18 protein-coding genes are annotated in these 18403 nt (G+C 40.6%); 10 read left to right on the plus strand and 8 right to left on the minus strand.

Annotation, left to right across the window (positions count from 1 at the left end; all coding sequences use genetic code 11):
* Positions 1 to 189 precede the first annotated feature (189 nt).
* The 3 genes from MMO42_RS14045 to MMO42_RS14055 all read left to right on the plus strand — a co-directional run bounded on the left by MMO42_RS14045 (position 190) and on the right by MMO42_RS14055 (position 2287).
* Positions 190 to 645: a bacteriohemerythrin gene (locus tag MMO42_RS14045; protein ID WP_005292286.1), complete on the plus strand. Its 456-nt coding sequence runs from the start codon at positions 190 to 192 to the stop codon at positions 643 to 645.
* A 245-nt stretch (positions 646 to 890) separates the two neighbouring features.
* Positions 891 to 1973 (plus strand): hypothetical protein, encoded by a 1083-nt coding sequence (locus MMO42_RS14050; protein WP_241320972.1) that lies wholly within the window; start codon positions 891 to 893, stop codon positions 1971 to 1973.
* Entirely contained in the window at positions 1973 to 2287 is a 315-nt protein-coding gene (locus MMO42_RS14055; RefSeq protein ID WP_241320973.1) for an RnfH family protein, read from the plus strand. Before MMO42_RS14050 ends, MMO42_RS14055 begins: the two co-directional genes overlap by 1 nt.
* Before the next feature lie 62 nt (positions 2288 to 2349).
* On the opposite strand, the gene bamE is transcribed toward MMO42_RS14055, so the two are convergent.
* Positions 2350 to 2748: an outer membrane protein assembly factor BamE gene (gene bamE, locus MMO42_RS14060; protein ID WP_004805189.1), complete on the minus strand. Its 399-nt coding sequence runs from the start codon at positions 2746 to 2748 to the stop codon at positions 2350 to 2352.
* 111 nt (positions 2749 to 2859) lie between these two features.
* On the opposite strand from bamE, the gene fur reads away from it, so the two are divergent.
* Positions 2860 to 3297 carry a ferric iron uptake transcriptional regulator gene (gene fur / locus MMO42_RS14065; protein ID WP_005150955.1) on the plus strand — a complete coding sequence of 146 codons (438 nt, stop codon included), beginning with the start codon at positions 2860 to 2862 and terminating at the stop codon, positions 3295 to 3297.
* Positions 3298 to 3393: 96 nt separating this feature from the next.
* On the opposite strand, the gene MMO42_RS14070 is transcribed toward fur, so the two are convergent.
* Complete coding sequence (locus MMO42_RS14070) at positions 3394 to 4512, minus strand: PilT/PilU family type 4a pilus ATPase (RefSeq protein WP_241320974.1); 1119 nt, start codon at positions 4510 to 4512, stop codon at positions 3394 to 3396.
* A 24-nt stretch (positions 4513 to 4536) separates the two neighbouring features.
* A complete protein-coding gene (locus MMO42_RS14075; protein WP_241320975.1) occupies positions 4537 to 5574 on the minus strand; it encodes a type IV pilus twitching motility protein PilT in 1038 nt (345 codons plus the stop codon).
* A gap of 126 nt (positions 5575 to 5700) precedes the next feature.
* Between MMO42_RS14075 and MMO42_RS14080 the strand changes: the two genes are divergently transcribed.
* Together MMO42_RS14080 and MMO42_RS14085 are read left to right on the plus strand one after the other, a co-directional pair.
* A complete protein-coding gene (locus MMO42_RS14080) occupies positions 5701 to 6387 on the plus strand; it encodes a YggS family pyridoxal phosphate-dependent enzyme (RefSeq protein WP_241320976.1) in 687 nt (228 codons plus the stop codon).
* Positions 6388 to 6570: 183 nt separating this feature from the next.
* The gene (locus tag MMO42_RS14085) at positions 6571 to 7308 is read left to right on the plus strand and encodes a hypothetical protein (RefSeq protein WP_241320977.1); all 738 of its coding nucleotides are present in this window, start codon (positions 6571 to 6573) and stop codon (positions 7306 to 7308) included.
* A 60-nt stretch (positions 7309 to 7368) separates the two neighbouring features.
* Here the strand turns inward: MMO42_RS14085 and MMO42_RS14090 are convergent, their stop codons facing one another.
* The 3 genes from MMO42_RS14090 to MMO42_RS14100 are packed head-to-tail and all read right to left on the minus strand — an operon-like array spanning position 7369 to position 12932.
* Positions 7369 to 8034 carry an HAD-IA family hydrolase gene (locus MMO42_RS14090; RefSeq protein WP_241320978.1) on the minus strand — a complete coding sequence of 222 codons (666 nt, stop codon included), beginning with the start codon at positions 8032 to 8034 and terminating at the stop codon, positions 7369 to 7371.
* Positions 8035 to 8075: 41 nt separating this feature from the next.
* Entirely contained in the window at positions 8076 to 11672 is a 3597-nt protein-coding gene (locus tag MMO42_RS14095; protein WP_241320979.1) for an AAA family ATPase, read from the minus strand.
* A gap of 9 nt (positions 11673 to 11681) precedes the next feature.
* The gene (locus MMO42_RS14100; protein ID WP_241320980.1) at positions 11682 to 12932 is read right to left on the minus strand and encodes an exonuclease SbcCD subunit D C-terminal domain-containing protein; all 1251 of its coding nucleotides are present in this window, start codon (positions 12930 to 12932) and stop codon (positions 11682 to 11684) included.
* A gap of 164 nt (positions 12933 to 13096) precedes the next feature.
* Between MMO42_RS14100 and MMO42_RS14105 the strand changes: the two genes are divergently transcribed.
* From MMO42_RS14105 to MMO42_RS14115, 3 genes are all read left to right on the plus strand, one after another.
* Positions 13097 to 13879 carry a crotonase/enoyl-CoA hydratase family protein gene (locus MMO42_RS14105; protein WP_241320981.1) on the plus strand — a complete coding sequence of 261 codons (783 nt, stop codon included), beginning with the start codon at positions 13097 to 13099 and terminating at the stop codon, positions 13877 to 13879.
* 65 nt (positions 13880 to 13944) lie between these two features.
* On the plus strand, positions 13945 to 14397 hold the full coding sequence (locus MMO42_RS14110; RefSeq protein ID WP_241320982.1) for a GNAT family N-acetyltransferase: 453 nt from the start codon (positions 13945 to 13947) through the stop codon (positions 14395 to 14397).
* 285 nt (positions 14398 to 14682) lie between these two features.
* Entirely contained in the window at positions 14683 to 15126 is a 444-nt protein-coding gene (locus tag MMO42_RS14115) for an ABZJ_00895 family protein (RefSeq protein WP_241320983.1), read from the plus strand.
* On the opposite strand, the gene MMO42_RS14120 is transcribed toward MMO42_RS14115, so the two are convergent.
* Together MMO42_RS14120 and hemB are read right to left on the minus strand one after the other, a co-directional pair.
* Complete coding sequence (locus MMO42_RS14120; protein WP_241320984.1) at positions 15123 to 16241, minus strand: FAD-dependent oxidoreductase; 1119 nt, start codon at positions 16239 to 16241, stop codon at positions 15123 to 15125. The genes MMO42_RS14115 and MMO42_RS14120 overlap by 4 nt on opposite strands.
* A 282-nt stretch (positions 16242 to 16523) precedes the next feature.
* Entirely contained in the window at positions 16524 to 17537 is a 1014-nt protein-coding gene (gene hemB / locus MMO42_RS14125) for a porphobilinogen synthase (RefSeq protein WP_241320985.1), read from the minus strand.
* 170 nt (positions 17538 to 17707) lie between these two features.
* On the opposite strand from hemB, the gene MMO42_RS14130 reads away from it, so the two are divergent.
* Complete coding sequence (locus MMO42_RS14130) at positions 17708 to 18205, plus strand: thioesterase family protein (RefSeq protein WP_241320986.1); 498 nt, start codon at positions 17708 to 17710, stop codon at positions 18203 to 18205.
* Positions 18206 to 18403 lie beyond the last annotated feature (198 nt).

Raw genomic sequence — 18403 nt, forward strand, 5'->3', positions numbered from 1 at the left:
ATTTTTCTTATTGGTTAAAAAATACTTGAGTGTTTTGATCGGTATAAATATTAAAATAAATAGAAAACAATAGGTTAATTTATTTCTTTGAAAATATTTAAATTCTGACAAAAATGCTGTGTTTTTATTTAATTCATTTGCCGATATTATATTCTTATTCAATAAATCAAATATGGTTTGGGGTTCGATATGGGTATGAAATGGTCTGTCGAATATAATACAGGAATCGAGGTGATCGATGATCAACATCGTCGTATTCTAGATTATATTAATGAAATTTATGAATTAAAAGATAGTGATGATCGTGCAAAATTAAAAGGTATTTTAGATAATATTATTGATTATACCCAGTCTCATTTCACTTTTGAAGAAAGCTTACAAGAAGAAGCAAACTATAAATATCGTGTACCACATAAACGTGTACATGACTTATTTATCAAAAAGATAGAGACTTATCGTCAACGTTTTGAACTCGGGCAGGAAATTGATAGCGAGTTGCATGAGGCACTATCAAAATGGTTGATTAACCATATTCGGCATGATGATGCTGATTATGTTGGAGCGGTAAAAGAAAATATGCTTGGAATCATTAAAGAAAATGAAAAGAAAAAAGGGAAAAACTGGTTTTCTCGATTCTTCTCATAATAATAAGACAATAATAAAAGATCCCTTATGATAAATAATAATAAGGTGTGGTATGAGTGATACATAAGGGATCTACTTAATAATATAATAATTCGTGCGCAGCAAATCACCGTAAGGTGATTTGCTTCTTTCTTTCGAGATCTTTTGTTTTGATTTTCAGGCTTGAGAAAGGCAAAATAGATTGAATATTTCATTGCAAACTCCATAAAGTGCAATGAGTTCAAAGATTTTTCAAGGAATGCATTATGCAGGACACAACTCTGTCACGCTGGCTTGCACCAGTGATGGCGTTTTGCCTATCTTTTGTCATGATTACGACATTGGCACCGACTGTTGGAATCCAGATTGATCGTCAATTCGATTTCTGGCTGCTTTGGTTAGGTACTATGATTCTGTTGGCATTACCCATCGGTTATCTTGAAATTGCTTTAGCAAAGCGTTCGCAGACCACAGCATTACAAGCACTTTCAACCTTAACACGTGATGCAGATGCTTCACCTAGATGGCGTCTTGTGGGCTGGTTGGCTGTCATATTCGTTCCATTCTTTGCAGGCAGTGTATTGACTGCGACCACACATGTGGTGAGCCAGCAGTTTACGCTTGCTGTATCTGAGCAGGTTGTTTTTGCAATCCTCGCCGTTATTGCGCTTGGACTTTCTTTTATTCCTCGCCAATTTTTAATTGCGTTGACAATGATTGGTGTGATTGCAGCCTTCATTCTTGCCAATGTCATGGGGACACATTTGCCAGCTTGGCACTGGACTGGACTTGAGTTTAAAGAATGGGGCAATGCCACGGTTCTTGCTTTGGTTGCGAGTGGTTTAGGGCTTGGTTTGTATTGGCAAACGAGTTTAGCCGCTGTGAAAAAGCAGGAAGCAGCAACAACGACAGCCTTGCCGATTTGGGTGGCGCAATTACTTGCTGTGATCGCCTTTGGTTTCTTCTCTGTCCAAGCACAGTTACCTGCATTGGCATGGGTGTTTGCAGCCATTATGTCAGCGGCACTTTTGATTCAATTTGCAAAAGAACAGTTGGCACAGCGTCAGCTGGCGATCGTGGTTCAATGGGCAATTTTGCTTGCTGCTATCGCTGTTTGGGCTGTACCACAAGTGGAACAAATTTTTAATACCGTGCTTATGCTTTGGGGATTGGTGATTTGTTTGATTTATGCCGTATTTGCTGGCTGGATTATGAAGATTAGCCATTTGCGTAAAGCAATGGGCTTTAGTAGTGAATTGTTTTATAACATCTGGCGTATTGCGATTCGCATCGTTTTACCACTTTCAATTGTTGTGGCAATCGTTGCTGTGATTGGACAAGTGGTCTAATGGAACAGGCGAAACAAGTTTGGGTCGCTTACTCAAGCCCTGAACAGCAATTCCATATTGCGGTCAGCTTTCGTGAGGGAATGACGGCCCAGCAGGCAATTGATACCAGTGGCATCGCAGTGCAGACGGTCTTACCAGAGGTTCTACAGTTAGGGGTTTTTGGTAGCCGGATCGAAGTAGATACAGTCCTGCATGCAGGTGACCGTGTTGAAATCTATCGGGCACTCACCATTAACCCGAACGACATTCGTCGTAATCGGGCAGCAAAGAACCCCGTTGGACGATTTATTAAAGGTAATCGCTTTAAGGCATAAAGCTGATAAGTAAAACCCCTCATGATTGACTCGATGAGGGGTTTCTTTTTACTGGAAAGCCGTTATAGTGGTGGCGCAGTCAAAATAGCTTCTTTTGATGCCGGTAAACCAGGTTGTGATTCTGGAATCGTATCTAAACCTTCTAAGCGTTCTACGTTACCATTTGCATCAAAATAAACTTTTAAATGTTGACCGTGTGCCGCAGGTATTTTTGCTTTTTTCGCATAAGTGCCTGGGATATAGTTGTAGATGTAGTCCCAACGTTGTGGATTCAGTGGATCTGTTACTGTTGGACTACCAAGCAAGAAACGGACTTGCTGAAAGCTCATGCCCACTTGTACTTGAGAAGCTTGTGCTTTGGTTAATGGTGTTCCTTGTGGAATATCAACTTTATAAACACCAAAGACTGAACAACCGCTAAGTACTGTAGTGACGAACAACGCCAGCATGATTTTTTGCATTTTGCTACACTATCCTGATAAATGATGATGCATTTGATTCAAGGATAGATCATACTGCATCTAAACTCTATTGCCTATTCCAACTTAAGATTTGTTGAGAGACCTTTTTTTATGCCGATTTCTAATCAAGACTTACGCAAAGCTGGACTTAAAGTTACCCTTCCTCGTATTAAGATTTTGGAATTATTAGAAAATTCAAAACAACATCATTTGAGTGCTGAAGATATTTATAAAACTTTGCTCGAGCAAGGTGAAGATGTTGGTTTAGCAACGGTTTACCGTGTGTTAACACAATTCGAAGCTGCGGGTATTATTCAGCGTCACCATTTTGAAAACAATCATTCAGTTTTTGAAATCATGCAAGAAGATCATCACGATCATTTAGTATGCTTAAACTGTAATAAAGTTGTTGAATTTACTAATGATATTATCGAGAAAGAGCAGCACTCAGTTGCAGATAAACATCAATTTGCCTTAACTGGACACTCGTTAAATCTATATGGCTACTGTAGCGATGCGGAATGCCAAGAGGCTTATCGTAAAAAATAAGCTGTATTGAGTAAAAATTTAAATGTTCACGAAAATTGAACAAATAAAAAAGGGAAGGTTACAAAAACCCTCCCTTTTTTAATGGCTTAGTTTTAATTATTGTCCATCAAAGGTAATATTTCGACTGGCATTTAATAACTGGTCTGCACCTTCTTCGGAAAGTTTGATGGTGAGGCGTAAGTCGTTTGGCGAATCTGCATGCTTTAACGCATCTTTATAAGTAATTTGTCCCGCTTTATAAAGATCAAATAATGCTTGGTCAAAGGTTTGCATGCCCAATTCGCGCGAACGTTTCATCAGATCTTTAATCTCATGAATTTCACCCTTACGGATATAGTCGGCCAGAAGCGGGGTATTAATCAAAATTTCAATCGCTGCACGACGTGAATTGCCATCAGGCGTCGGAATTAACTGCTGAGCCACCAATGCTTTTAAGTTGAGTGATAAGTCCATATAAAGCTGGCTGTGACGGTCAGCTTCAAAGAAGTGAATAATACGATCTAATGCTTGGTTGGCATTGTTGGCGTGCAGGGTCGCAAGTACCAAGTGACCTGTTTCTGCGAAAGCAATGGCATAGTCCATGGTTTCACGTGAACGGATCTCACCAATCAAGATTACGTCAGGCGCCTGACGTAGTGTATTTTTCAGTGCAATTTCAAATGAGTCGGTATCAATTCCGACTTCACGTTGAGTCACGATACAGCCACCGTGCTGATGTACAAACTCGATCGGGTCTTCAATGGTAATGATGTGACCTTTAGAATTTTGATTACGGAAACCAATCATCGAAGCAAGAGAGGTTGATTTACCCGTACCTGTTGCACCTACAAAAATGATGATGCCACGTTTGGTCATCGCCAATTCTTTGAGTACTTCAGGCAGTTTCAGATCATCCATGGTAGGGATATGGGTTTCAATCTTACGCAGTACCATGCCTGGCATATCACGTTGCTGAAATGCACTAACACGGAAACGTGCAGTCTTTTCGCGATTCATGATCGCGAAGTTGCATTCACGGGTTTCTGCGAATTCTTTACGTTGTTTGTCCGTCATAATGGATTGTACCAATTGACCGACAATTTCCCCTGAAAGTTTTGATTTGGAAACAGGCACAATCTGCCCGTTAATTTTCATTGAAGGTTCAACATCCGCAGTGACAAATAAGTCAGATGCATTTTGCTGAATCATCAAATTGAGTAAATCATTAAAGTCCATGATATTTCTCTAGTCCATTTATTTTTATAGGAATGATTCAGGTTGTTTTGCTGCAGTACGTGCAGTTTGTGGGCTAATTATGCCTTTAGACACCAGTGTTTTCAGACTTTGATCCAAAGTCGTCATACCGTAGTTGGCACCCGTTTGAATGGCAGAGTACATTTGTGCGACTTTGTTTTCACGCACAAGGTTACGGATTGCTGGAATCCCGATCATGATTTCATGTGCAGCCACACGACCACCGCCAGTCTTTTTCAATAGTGTTTGAGAGATGACCGCTTGTAAAGATTCAGATAACATGGCACGAACCATGTCTTTTTCTTCAGCAGGGAAGACGTCGATAACACGGTCAATGGTTTTTGCCGCAGAAGTCGTATGCAGGGTACCAAACACCAAGTGACCTGTTTCTGCAGCGGTCAATGCCAAGCGAATGGTTTCAAGGTCACGCATCTCACCGACCAGAATAATGTCAGGGTCTTCACGTAGCGCGGAACGAAGTGCGGCATTAAAGCCATGTGTATCACGGTGTACTTCACGCTGGTTGATCAGACATTTTTTCGACTGGTGTACAAATTCGATTGGATCTTCTACCGTTAAAATATGGTCATAACGGTTTTCATTAATATAGTCGATCATCGCTGCAAGCGTGGTTGACTTACCCGAACCTGTTGGGCCTGTGACAAGCACAATCCCACGAGGATAATCACAAATTTCCTTGAAAATTGTACCGAGTCCCAAATCTTCCATGGTCAACACTTTCGATGGAATGGTACGGAATACCGCTCCAGCACCACGGTTCTGGTTAAATGCATTGACACGGAAACGGGCAATATTCGGGACTTCAAATGAAAAATCAGTTTCTAGATCTTCTTCAAAATCACGACGTTGTTTATCATTCATAATGTCGTACACTAAACGGTGTACATCTTTATGTTCAAGTGCTGGTAAATTGATACGACGTACTTCACCATCTACACGAATCATCGGAGGCATACCCGCTGAAAGGTGTAAATCTGATGCACCGTTTTTAACCGAAAAGGCGAGTAATTCTGTAATATCCATAATTTCCCCGAAACAAACTCAAAAGTCTCATTATTTTGTAGAATAATATAAGGCTTTCATTCAGGCTTACCAACACCTTAAAGAATGGGAAAGCAAAAAAACATTTAGTAAATGAGAACTGTGTCAATGAATCAATCGCAACAATCCCGCCAAATTGTTTTAAATCAAATAGAACAAGCCTGTCAGCGTGTTCAACGTGATCCTGCGACTGTGCAATTGTTGGCTGTTTCAAAGACACATCCTACTTCAAGCCTGTGTGAAATGTACGCAGTTGGGCAGCGCTGTTTTGGTGAAAATTATTTACAGGAAGCCTTGGAAAAAATTGAAGAACTCAAAGAGCTGGAGATCGAGTGGCATTTTATTGGTCATGTGCAACGTAATAAAACCAAGCATCTAGCTGAGAAGTTTGATTGGGTACACGGGGTTGACCGTTTGATTATTGCCGAGCGTTTATCTGGCCAGCGTTTAGAATCGCTAGCGCCGTTAAATATTTGTCTGCAAGTGAATATTGATGGGCAAGATTCTAAAGATGGTTGTCAGCCAGAAGAAGTGGCTGAGCTAGTTCAACACATCAGCCAGCTTCCACAGATCCGTTTACGTGGTTTAATGGTGATTCCTGCGCCTGAAAATCATGCTGCATTTGCAGATGCCAAAGTTTTATTTGATCAAGTGAAATCTCAACATGTAAAACCTCAAGATTGGGATACCTTAAGTATGGGCATGTCTGCCGATCTGGAAGCTGCAATTGCGGCAGGTTCAACCATGGTGAGAGTCGGGACAGCGTTATTTGGTGCAAGGGATTATTCAAACTAGCATGAAGCCATTTTAATAAAGACTCGCAAATACAAAAACAAATTACAATTATATAAAATATATTTGCTGTTGAAAAAAACAGCATAATTTAAAATACCTTGTTTATTCATTTATATGGAATAGAGTTATAAATGAATAAACTTTTTTACAAAGATAAAAATTGAATTTAGGATCACGTTTAGAATGAAAAAACTTTATTTTTTAATCTCTTTTATTTTATGTTTATTTTTAGCAGCCTGTAGTAAAAAACAGAGTGATGTGGCTGCAGAAGCGAGCGATAGTAATGCTCAAGTAGCTGTAGAGGAAAAGCTCGGTACAAAATGGGGAGATGAAATTAGCTCACATGTTACTGAGGTTAATTTAAGCCGGTTAACAGAGCAACCTATTGCTGAATCACAAGTTCGCTATGCCAATAAACAATATCAAGGAAAGACGGTAAATAGTATTTCTTTGGCAGCTGGAAAAATTAGTTTTTCTATTATTGATGATACCAATCAACCCTTCGCTTTATCTCGAGATGGTCAAAATTATTATCTCTCAGCAAAAGACGGTCAAAGCTATCAATTAAAATATGAAAACCATTCAGATAATACTTATGAAGTCGTTGCAAGTGTCGATGGGATTGACGTTTTAGATGGCAGTGCTGCTTCGCGGAATAATGCAGGTTATGTGCTCCATCCGAATAGTGAGATTACAATAGAAGGTTTTCGTAAGAGTGACTCTGCTGTTGCTTCTTTTACTTTTAGTAAGCCAGAGGATGCTTATGCTGCAAATTCGGATAATGGCTCAATTCAAAATACAGGAATTATTGGAACAGCGATTTATCAAGTTGAATCATTAAATTCAACTGATGCAGCTGAGCAAGAAAAGTCATCTAAATATGCACCACCACCGAAGGCTTTTCCCGCAGATAAAAACTAAAAATGTATGAAAACACTTTAAAATTCATGGTTTTGAAGTGTTTTTTATGGAATAAGCTTGTTATAAATAATTTAAAATTTCGAGGAAATTTCTAAAGTGATGCAGATTTTGGTCAGCTGCAGCTGAGGAAATCGATGGATCAGGATGAAAGAAAATCGTTTTCATTCCTACCGCCTTTGCACCTTGTATATCTGCTAATTCATTATCCCCTACAAAGATACAATCTTGTGGCCTAACACCTAGTTGCTGACAAGATAATAGAAAAATTGCAGGATCTGGTTTTCTGAGTCCAACAGCCTCAGAAACAATAATGCTTGAAAAGAACTCCGTCAGACCTAGGGCATAAAAATTATGTTCTTGAAAAGGTGTTCTACCATTAGAAATTAAGCCAATTAAATATCCTTGCTGTTTTAATTGGATCATCGTTTTTTCTACATGTTCAAAGCAACATGAAAATTTATTAAAATCATTAATATAACTTGCTAAAAGAGTGTCTTTTGAAACATGGCTAATCTGAAACTCATGAATCAGGTTTTCATAAACACGATCTTTCCAAACTTTGCCATTATCATCTAACTCAACAAAGCGTTGAATGAATAGCTCCTTTTTGATTGCAGGAACGAATTGAAAGAAATTGATCTGCCAATTTAAGAATTTTATTAGGGAGGTTGTTCGATCCAGTATGGTTTGATCAAGATCAAAGATAACGGCTTTCTTCAGATTCATTAGAGCTCGGTATTGTGGTTATTTAAGCATCATAAAATGCTTTAACCAACAATTTCAATCCGACTCGAACCTGATCCAACAGGTTGTACCTGAATCTGTACGGGAATCCGCTCATGCATTTCCTGAATATGAGAAATTAAAATCACTTTACGACCTTGGCTTTGCAACTGATCCAGCGCATTCATTACCATATGCAATGACGAGGCATCTAAGGTACCAAAACCTTCATCAATAAATAGCGATTCGATTTTCATGGAACCAGACGCCATATTGGCAATCGCCAAAGAAATCGCGAGGGCAGTGAGAAAAGATTCACCACCTGAGAGTGAAGCAACCGAACGGATTTCACCATCCATATCATGGTCGATAATTGCCAAGCTGAGTGAGTTATCTAAACGCTTCAAGGTATAACGCTGTGACAACATCGCCAATTGTTGATTGGCATATTCCAGCAAAATATCTAAATTATATTGTTGTGCCAAATCACGGAAATCTTTTCCTTTTGAATCCCCAATCAAGCTCGAAATCTTATTCCAGCGATGCTCTTGCTGCTGAATTTGTAGAATCTGCTCGGCAAACTGTTTCTGTTTGGCGACATTCTGCTGATGAACTTCCAGTTTTAGTTTGTGTTGATCACGTTGCTCCAACTGCTGTTGCAAGTTTTCAAGATTTAGACGGATGTTCTCAGTGAGCTGCTCATGCTCGATTTCAGGTTGCTGTTGTTGATGTGCATGTAACTGCTCTTGTACGGTTTTCAGCGCAGATGCTGCTTCATTACGTAAGCGTTCCGCATTTTGTAGGGATAGACGTATCTGCTGCTCTTGTTCTGATGAAATTGCAAGTAACTCAAGCAATTGATCTTCATTAAAATCAGCGTGTTTTGCTAACCAGATACTGATTTCAGTTTTACATTCTGTCAATCTAGATTGGTTATGCTGTTGTTGTGTTTTGAGCTGTTCCAGTTCACTTTTTTGTTGCTCAAAGTTTTGGCGGGCATGCTCGAAATTCTGTTTAATTTGCTGATATTGGCTCTGTAATTGTTGACGTTGTTGATCATGCTGATTCAACCATTCATTGGCTTTAAGTTCTGCCAAACCCGTCATTGCAACAATCAACTGGTGCGCTGAATCTGTATTTTGTTTACCTTTAAGCTCAATGTCTTTGAGCTGCTGACTCAACTCAGTGTGTTGCGTTGTTAATCCAGCCAAATTTGATTTTAATAAATTAAGCTGCTGTTGCAGATGTTGTTGCTGCTTGTTTAAGTTTTCAGTTTGCTCAAGCTGCTGTGCACGTTGCTGTAGGCGGTGCAAGACCTGTTGTGAGCAGGAAACAGGGTGGTGTTGCCATACGCTTTTTTCATTTACATCCAGACAATCCACAATATGCTGAACCTGCTGTTGTAATTGTTGTACGTTCTCAAGTTGATAGCTGATATTTTGAATGGTTTGGTTGAGATGATATTGGTCTTTATGGGCTTGTCCCAGTCGTTGTAAATCCAATTCTGCTTGTTGCTTACTTTGTAGCGTATCAGCAAGCCACTGTTGCTGAGCTGTTGTGATCTGCGCTTGTGATTGGGTCAAATCGAGCGCGACTGTAAACTGTGCTGCTTGGCTAATTAATTGATGCTGTTGACTGTTGAATTTGTCTTGGCTTTGCTGCATCGCAGATTGTAATTGCGTATGCTCAGCTCGATTTTGAGTAAATTGTTGCTGAGTGTTTTGCCAACGTTGAAAACATTGTTGTTCATGTTGGATGGCTTGTTGTTCTTGTTGTTGCTGTAGCTCATATAAGGCTTTGGAGAGCTGACTGGTGTCATCACGATAGGGGTGTTCTATACTGCCACAGACTAAGCATGCTTCGCCTGGTTTTAATTCTGCGCGTAAATGTTCAATATTCTCTGCGTGGAGTAAACGTTGCTGCTGCAAAATCTGCTGTAATTTCTCACGTTCGGTCTTGGCGGACTGGAATTCTGTTTCGACTTTTTGCAGTTGTTGCTCAAGTTGCAACTGCTGCTGATGCGCTGTATCCAGTGTTTGATTGAGCTCAGTCCTTTGATTCATGACTTCAAAGTAATGCTGTAACTTCTGCTGAATCAGCTCCAATTGATTGAGTCGCGTTTGCTGTTGTTCTCTCAAGTTTTGTTTTTGTTCAAGTTGAGATTCGATCTGCTGAGTGGTACCAAACTGTTGGATGAGATCATTCAAAATGACTTTATCTTGTTCAAGTTTGGATTGAGCTTGCTGGATTGAACCTAAACTCTGTTCTACTTTTTGGTATTGCTGAATAAATTGATTAAGTTGTTGAATATGGGCATTCAGACCATTGTCCAACGTAGTAAATTGGATACTTTGTTGCAGTTGCTCAAGATTGGTTTGATATTGTATTGAGAGACTGTGATGGCTTTGTTCAAACTGTTGTTGTTGTTCCTGTAAAGGTCGTTGCTGGCTTTCAATCTGGTTTAAACGATTCTTTGTTTTTTTGTATTCATCTGCGATGTATTCGCGTTCCTGAACATATTTACGGACTTGTGCGAGTTCATTTTGATGGGTTTGCTCAAAGCTTTGAAATTGATGCAATGCTGTTTCAGCTTGAGTATAACGACTTTTTTCTTGCTCAAATTGGGTGATTAACGCCGTAAAGCTATTTTGCTTTTGCTGAATTTGTGGCTCGAGTTGCAGGATGTTTTTTTGAAGTTGCTGCTGCTGAAAGACAATAGGGCGAATAGCTGAGAAGCTTTCGAGTTGAGTCAACTGGATACGTTCAGCTGTCAATGCCTCATAGGTTTTGAACTGAAGATCGTACTGTTGTTGTTTTAGGCTAATTTCATAATTGAGCTTATGCTGCTGTTCAAACCATTGCAGTTGCTGATTGAGTTGAGTTTTCTCAGTTTCAAGTTGTTGAACCTGTTGCTGTGCATGATGAAAATGTACGTGTAATGCTGCAACTTCTTCATCTGAGCGGATTTCAATATGACCTAAAACATTTTCTAATTGCTTGCGTTGATCAGCTATTTCTTTGGTCTTTTGATAAGCCAATTGTCCAATTTTGGTAAAAATATTGGAATTGGTCAGATATTCCAATAGTTCACCACGTTCATTATCACGTGCTTTTAAAAATGCGGTGACCTCAGACTGAGCGAGTAAGACGGCACGGGTAAATTGCTCAAAGCTGAGTTGGGTAATTTGTTGAATATGGGTTTCAACGGCTTTGGTCTTATCGGCAATCACCACACCATCAGTGAGACATTTCAGAGAGCGTTGCACACTCTGTAATTTACCACTGGCATTTTCACGGGCACGTTTAATTTCCCAACGGGCCAAATAATGTTTTTGATCTTGTGCCACAAAACACAGCTCAGCAAAACCATGTCCTGTGCCACGACGTAAAACGGTAAGTGGTGAATTGGTCAGCAGTTCAGAACCATCTACATCCAAGAGCTTGCCATCACTTTCTTTCAGGCGTGGAATTTTATTAAATAGGGCAAGGCACATGGCATCTAGTATGGTAGATTTTCCAGCGCCAGTTTTTCCGACAATGGCAATCAAGCCCGCATTGGCTAAAGGTTCACTTTCAAAATCAATAAAATGCTCACCTGCAAGAGATGCCAAATTTTTCAGTCGGATCGATAAAATTTTCATGGCAAATCCTTAAGTACTCTGATCATCTTCAAGTTTTTTCTGTGCTTCAATGACCAAGCTTAAAAAGTCTTTACTGACTTCATCATCGGCGTGATAGCCCTTTTTCTCCCAGATCTGCTGGAATAATTTTTCTGGTGTTGGTGGCTCTAGGCTAATGCTCTGCTTATTTTCGGCATTATTTTCATTCGATAAATATTGTCTGGAGATACGCACCAGACGGTAGCGATCCTTCGGTAAGGCATCTTCGAATTGTTGGCGCAAATTCGGCTGTGGGGGAATCGCCGTATGATATTCGATATCGACATATTCACGGTGGTCAATATTTTCGATAGGCCCACTCGGTAGGTTTTTAAGCTGCTGCATGACCTTATTTAGCTCGCCGTTAATTTTATAGAGCTGAATGCTTCTTGGTACAGCCAGAGCGTCAAAGATAAAAGGGTCTTCAGCTTTTGTAGGATCAATACTGACCTCTACCACTTGATGATTGTATTTGATCTCACTAAATGACAAAGGGATCGGTGAACCACTATAACGAATATGTGGATGCTGTACCTTTTGCGGTTTATGCAAATGTCCAAGCGCAACATAATCGATACTGTCATCAAAAAGTGAGGTCGAAAGCGCTTCTTCATTGCCAATAATAATCGGTCGTTCTGAGTCCGAAGTTTCTCCACCTTGCATATGTGCATGTGACATCAGGATAAGGGCTTGATCATCAGTTTTGCGACGTTTAGCCTCGTCAATTAACTGCTGATGCAGATAAGCAATCGCATTTTGACTATTTGTGGTGTGTTCATTAAAACCAGTAATTTCAGCTGAACGTAAGAATGGTAGGGCAATGCACCACGCGACAATCTGTTTTTGCTCATCATAAATTGGCAGAATGAGGCGTTCTAGGTCGAGTGTTTTATCTGTATTCCAGCGAATCACACCGACGGTTTTGGCATTATATTTTTCTAAAAGAGGTTCTACCTGTTCAATGCGATAGCCTGAATCATGATTGCCTGCAATCATCAAGGTTTGCATGTGTGGTGCCAGCTCATGGGCATCGGCAAGGAATTGATAGAGCTGCTTTTGTGCCTGCGAGCTTGGATTGATGACATCGAAAATATCACCTGCAATCAGCAAGGCATGTGGCTGTTTTACCTTAATTTGCTCCAGTAACCATGCTAAAAATTGTTCATGTTCATAATGGCGGGAGTGATTATAAAAAAATTGCCCCAGATGCCAGTCAGAAGTATGAAAAAAACGCACAGTCATAAATGAATCTAAAAAAGAAATGAACCAGAATAAGGTAGCACGTATTTAAGTAGAAAGGAGGGTCTTGCCCCGTAGAAAAAGCAGTACAAGATCCAGCTTGATCATTTTTAACCGATCCACTAGTTTGTTATCGAGGTTATTATTTTAAAAATGAGGAAATATAAATGAGCTTAGGTAAAGTAAGCCGCGAAATTATTGATCACATTATGTTGATTGGTTTAGATCGAGTTGCAAAGCGTAATGCCTTTGATAGTCATATGATTCAGGATTTATCCCTTGCTTTAACAGAATATGAAAACAATGCTGAATTACGTTGTGCCGTGATTTTTGCGCATGGCAACCATTTTACCGCAGGCTTAGATTTAGTTGAATTACAGTCTAAAATATCTGAGGGTATTTTTAATTTTGCAGCAGAGCAGATTAATCCTTGGGGAACAGCGGGTCGGCATAGAACCAAACCTGTTGTGGTGGCGGTACAGGGGATTTGTTATACCGCTGGGGTGGAGTTAATGCTCAATGCCGATGTGGTCATCGCCAGTGAAAATACCATATTTGGTCAGCTTGAGGTACAACGTGGCATCATGCCATTTGGTGGTGCGACGGTGCGTTTTGTACAGGCTGCCGGTTGGCAAAAAGCCATGCCGTATTTATTAACGGGCAAAACCTTTGACAGCAAAATTGCTGATCAACTGAATCTTGTTTCTGAGGTGGTTGCAAATGGTCAACAACTAGAGCGTGCGCTCGAAATTGCTAAAGAAATCTGCATTTCTGCACCACTTGCCATACAGGCGTTATTGGCTTCCGCAACTGATGCAGTAACGCAAGGTCAGACTGTCGCATTTGAGAAAATGAACAACTATTTAATGCCATTGTTTGTATCACAAGATGCGCAGGAAGGAATTCGTGCCATGTTAGAAAAACGCCCACCGCAGTTTAAGGGGCGGTAAGTTTGGACTTTTATTAAACGACGATTAATAGCCTAGCCAAAAATGAAGGGATCAATTCAAAGTTGATGAATATTATTAAATTAGTCAATCGACCAGAACTTTTGCAGCAAGCGGCAAGTTGGTTTTCAAATAAATGGGAGATTCCAGTTGAAGCCTATCGAGAGAGTATGCAGAGCTCGATAGAACAGCAGGGGGGAATTCCACAATGGTATGTGATGTTGGATAATGATCAGCAGATTATTGCTGGCGCGGGGGTGATCGAAAATGATTTCCATGATCGCCAAGACCTTAGGCCAAACCTATGTGCATTATTCGTTGAAGCATCTTACCGTCAGCAGAATATTGCAAGGCAACTATTAGACTTCGCCCGAATGGAGATGCAAACTTTAGGTATTGAAAAGTTGTATTTAGTGACTGATTTAAATAATTTTTATGAAAAGTGTGGCTGGTCATTTTTAGCAATGGTTAAAGATGATGAAGGTGTGCCGATCAAAATGTATGTTGCCGATAGGGTTTAAACATAAATCTCAGGCAAATAAAAACCGACGATTCGAGTGATGATAAATCGTCGGTCAAAATCTTTTTCAATGGTTCTGGCTGCTAACACAACCATTGTTAAAGATGGAGAGTCATAATGAAAGGTCACCGAAAACATTGCGGATGCCGTGCAATGTCCAATCGGTTGCTGCGACCTTGTACCCTATATAACGCTGCTGGTTGAGGATTGGTTGACATAAAAATGAAAAAAAAGTGAAAAAAATTTATAATTATTTCTTAAAGCCAGTCTAATTAGGTTTATCTTTATGATTTCATTGCGTTTGTACTATATCTGGTTTTTTATTATTTGTTTAGCTTCTACTTTATTGGCAGGTGTATTGGCAGCTATTTTACCGAATAGTATTGGTGGGGTGCTCACCGCGATTCCTTATTTAATTGCAATCATTGTGGTGTTATTCAAATTTTTGAAGAAACAACGCCGTGCGCCAACGGTACAAGAAAAAAAGCGCTTAACCATCGGCTTTAGTCTGATTTTCTGGGGCTACAATGCATGTGGTCTACTACTGGGGCTGTTAATATTTGCACGAAAAGATCCTGAAATCTGGCAGATCTTTTTACTCTATTTGAAACAACCACAATTTTTACTCACCGTATTGGCCATGTGGTTTGTCATTGCCGTGCCACTATTCTTAATTACCTATTGGTTTTATGGACCGCAAGCACAAAGAATGGCTAACAAAATGTTCTAAACAGCCAGACTTTCTTTTTTCAGGCGTAGGGGCGAGTAAGCGGTTGGATTGACAATCGTCTCTTGCCCGAACATGAGTTGACGTAATAGTCGGGCAGAACCAGCACCCATACATAGTCCGTTACGGAAATGTCCAAAATTGGTCCATAAATTCTCTAGCTCTGGAACGGCGCCGATATAGGGAATACCTTGTGGGGCACTTGGGCGGAGACCTGCCCAACGTTTTACAATTGGAAATTGTGCCAACTCAGGGACCATGTCCAGACAGGCGGTTAAAATATTTTGTTGCGTCTGCTCATCAACTGCCGTGCTAAAGCCACTCTCTGCCATACTAGAACCACAGACAATGTGACCATCTTGACGTGGGATCAGATACATCACGCGATTCATACACATGGTGGGTAGCCAGTTTTCAGGAGTTTTAAATAATAGCATTTGCCCTTGTATAGGCCGCACGGGAATGCTGCGCTGTAATTGCGTAGCCCATTGCTGACTCCATGCACCTGAAGTAATAAGCACGTGATCTGCCATAAATTTTTGGCCATCTTCAGCTTCAATGCCTTGGACTTTTTTATTTTGAATGATCAGCTTTTCAATCGGGCAATGCTCAAAAAAACGGACCAATCGATGTTGTTTTAAATAGCAGATCAGGGATTGTAATAAACGTGGATTACGGACATTGGACAGTTGTGGAAAATAGATCGCTTGCTGGAATTGTTGGGAAATATGGGAATTAACTTGTTCGAGTTGCGGGCGATTGAGCAATTCGCATTGTTGCATGGGCTCTTGGTATCGAGAGGCATAATTAAGACCGATCTCGAAATCTTCCTGATCAAAGATCAGCATCCCTGTATCGTGGATTTGAAAATCAATGCCAGTGACGGGAAGGAGCTTCTCATTCCATGTCTGGTAGAGTGACTTTCCGTATTGGGCCAGCTGATTGACTTCGGACGCATAACGCCATGGATACATCGGAGAGAGGATGCCTCCACCTGCCCATGAAGCGGCTTGGCCTGCGTGTTGTTGGTCAAAAATATCGACAGAGCAGCCTTGTTCAGCTAGTTCTAATGCTGACATTAAGCCGCTAATACCCGCACCAATGATGGCAATATGCATAACTTTAATTTAAGTGGTTTCTAAGATAAAACGTATCTTGAAATTTGCTACACGGAAAACGTCATTCGCAACCTGCGTGATATACGCTAAAAGAAGTCCTCTTATACATCCTCAATATCAGAAAAATGTAAGCAGTGAACAGGTTTTGCGAATGACAATGGTTTTGCCTACTTTTCCCGAAAGAAAAGTATGTCGAGCCGAAGGCTAATCCTGAAAAAGGATGAGAGCTCAACAAGACTCTGGAGTAGATACTATCATTTTCAGACAGATGAAATATAACTTCTATCTCATCTCTTTTAATTTACGTGCTGCATCTTCAGCAAAATACGTCCAGATCCCATCAGCACCTGCACGACGGCAGCACATCAATGACTCTAAAATCACACTGTCAGATAACCAACCGTTCTGAATGGCACCAGCAAGCATGGCATATTCACCACTGACTTGATAAATAAACGTTGGAACACCAAAAGTATCTTTTACTTCACGCACCACATCCAGATAAGGCATACCTGGTTTGACAATCACCATATCTGCACCTTCTTGTAGATCAAGTGCAATTTCATGCAGTGCTTCGGCACGGTTGCCAATATCCATTTGGTAATTGTATTTATTGCCGCCTTTTAGATTGCTGGCAGAACCGACTGCATCACGGAAAGGGCCATAAAAGCTAGAGGCATATTTTGCAGAGTACGCCATAATATTGGTATAGATAAAATCATTTTGCTCAAGCGCTTGGCGAATGGCACCAATACGCCCATCCATCATATCACTTGGTGCAATCACATCTGCACCTGCCGCAGCATGACTCAATGCCTGTTTCACTAGGCATTCCACGGTTTCATCATTCAGCACATAACCTGTATCATCGATAATGCCGTCTTGACCGTGTGTGGTATAAGGGTCCAATGCGCCATCGGTAATCAGTACCATTTCTGGTAATTCTTTTTTGAGTAGACGACAAGTGGCTTGAACTAAACCGTTTTCATCCCAAGCGGCTTCTGCCGTTAAACTTTTATCTTGTTGTGGTGTTACAGGGAATAAAGCAAGTTTTGATACACCGAGTTCAAGTAAGGTTTCTGCTTTTTTAAGCAGTAAATCAGCCGACAAACGTTGCACATTTGGCATGCTTGGAATGTCTTGAGTTTGTTGTTGTCCTGGTAGTACAAACACTGGATAAATCAAGTGATCTGCCGTTAAATGAGTTTCGCTGACCATGGCACGAAGTTGGTCATTTTTACGGATACGGCGCATGCGAGTCGCAGGAAAAGCTGGACGATTGAACGTATAAGTCATAACAATCTCGATGTTCAGTATTACACTATAGGAATAATTGAGGTATTAAGTCACGCTAGGGAGAGCTTAGCTGTGTTGCTCAATTACAGAACCCCGCTATTGTAGCCCCATATTTTTAGATTTGTGCAAAATAATGGAAAGTTCTTCTTTCCATTGAGTGTAGGCCGCGTATGAATGATGTAAAGAGAAACTGGACTGGCAATATTCAGCTAGGTACAAAAGCAGATCACCAAGTGGTCTTGAAACAGCTGTGTAAAGCATTTAATGCCTGTCCATTTTTTAAATACAGTGGCATGGTCATGCGAGTGGTCGATGATCAAATTGAAGCTTATGTGGAGATGCAGCCTGAGTTGGTCGGCAATGTGGCGTTTCAGATTCTGCATGGTGGTGTGGCGGCCACGATTCTGGACAGTATTGGTGGTGTTGTGGCGATGGAGCAGCTGTATCGCCGCGCCACACCAGAAGATTTACCAGATACCATCAAAAAAGTTTCACGCTTGGCCACGGTTGATATGCGTGTCGATTATCTGGCACCTGGGCGGGGAAAATTCTTTATTGCGCGTGCCGAAACCTTACGTTTAGGTCGTAAAGGCTGCACCATGCGCATGACCATGGTCAATGATGAAGACAAGCCCATTGCGACTGCAATTGCCTCTTATGCTTATTAAATTGGAGGGTATAGCTTAAATTGTCTTTTCGGCACGTATTTCTGTCTTTAACTCAACTTCCTTTTTCTGCTTTGATATCGTATTTCTATGTAGTCAGTCATGTGATATCGACTGAGAAAAAGGAGCTATTGTTGTGCCTAAGCCAACGTACCATTTCGATTTTATCAAACATAATCGTGCAGCTTGGGATAAGCAGGC

The sequence above is a fragment of the Acinetobacter sp. ANC 3882 genome (genome assembly GCF_022549545.1).
Lineage (GTDB): Bacteria > Pseudomonadota > Gammaproteobacteria > Pseudomonadales > Moraxellaceae > Acinetobacter.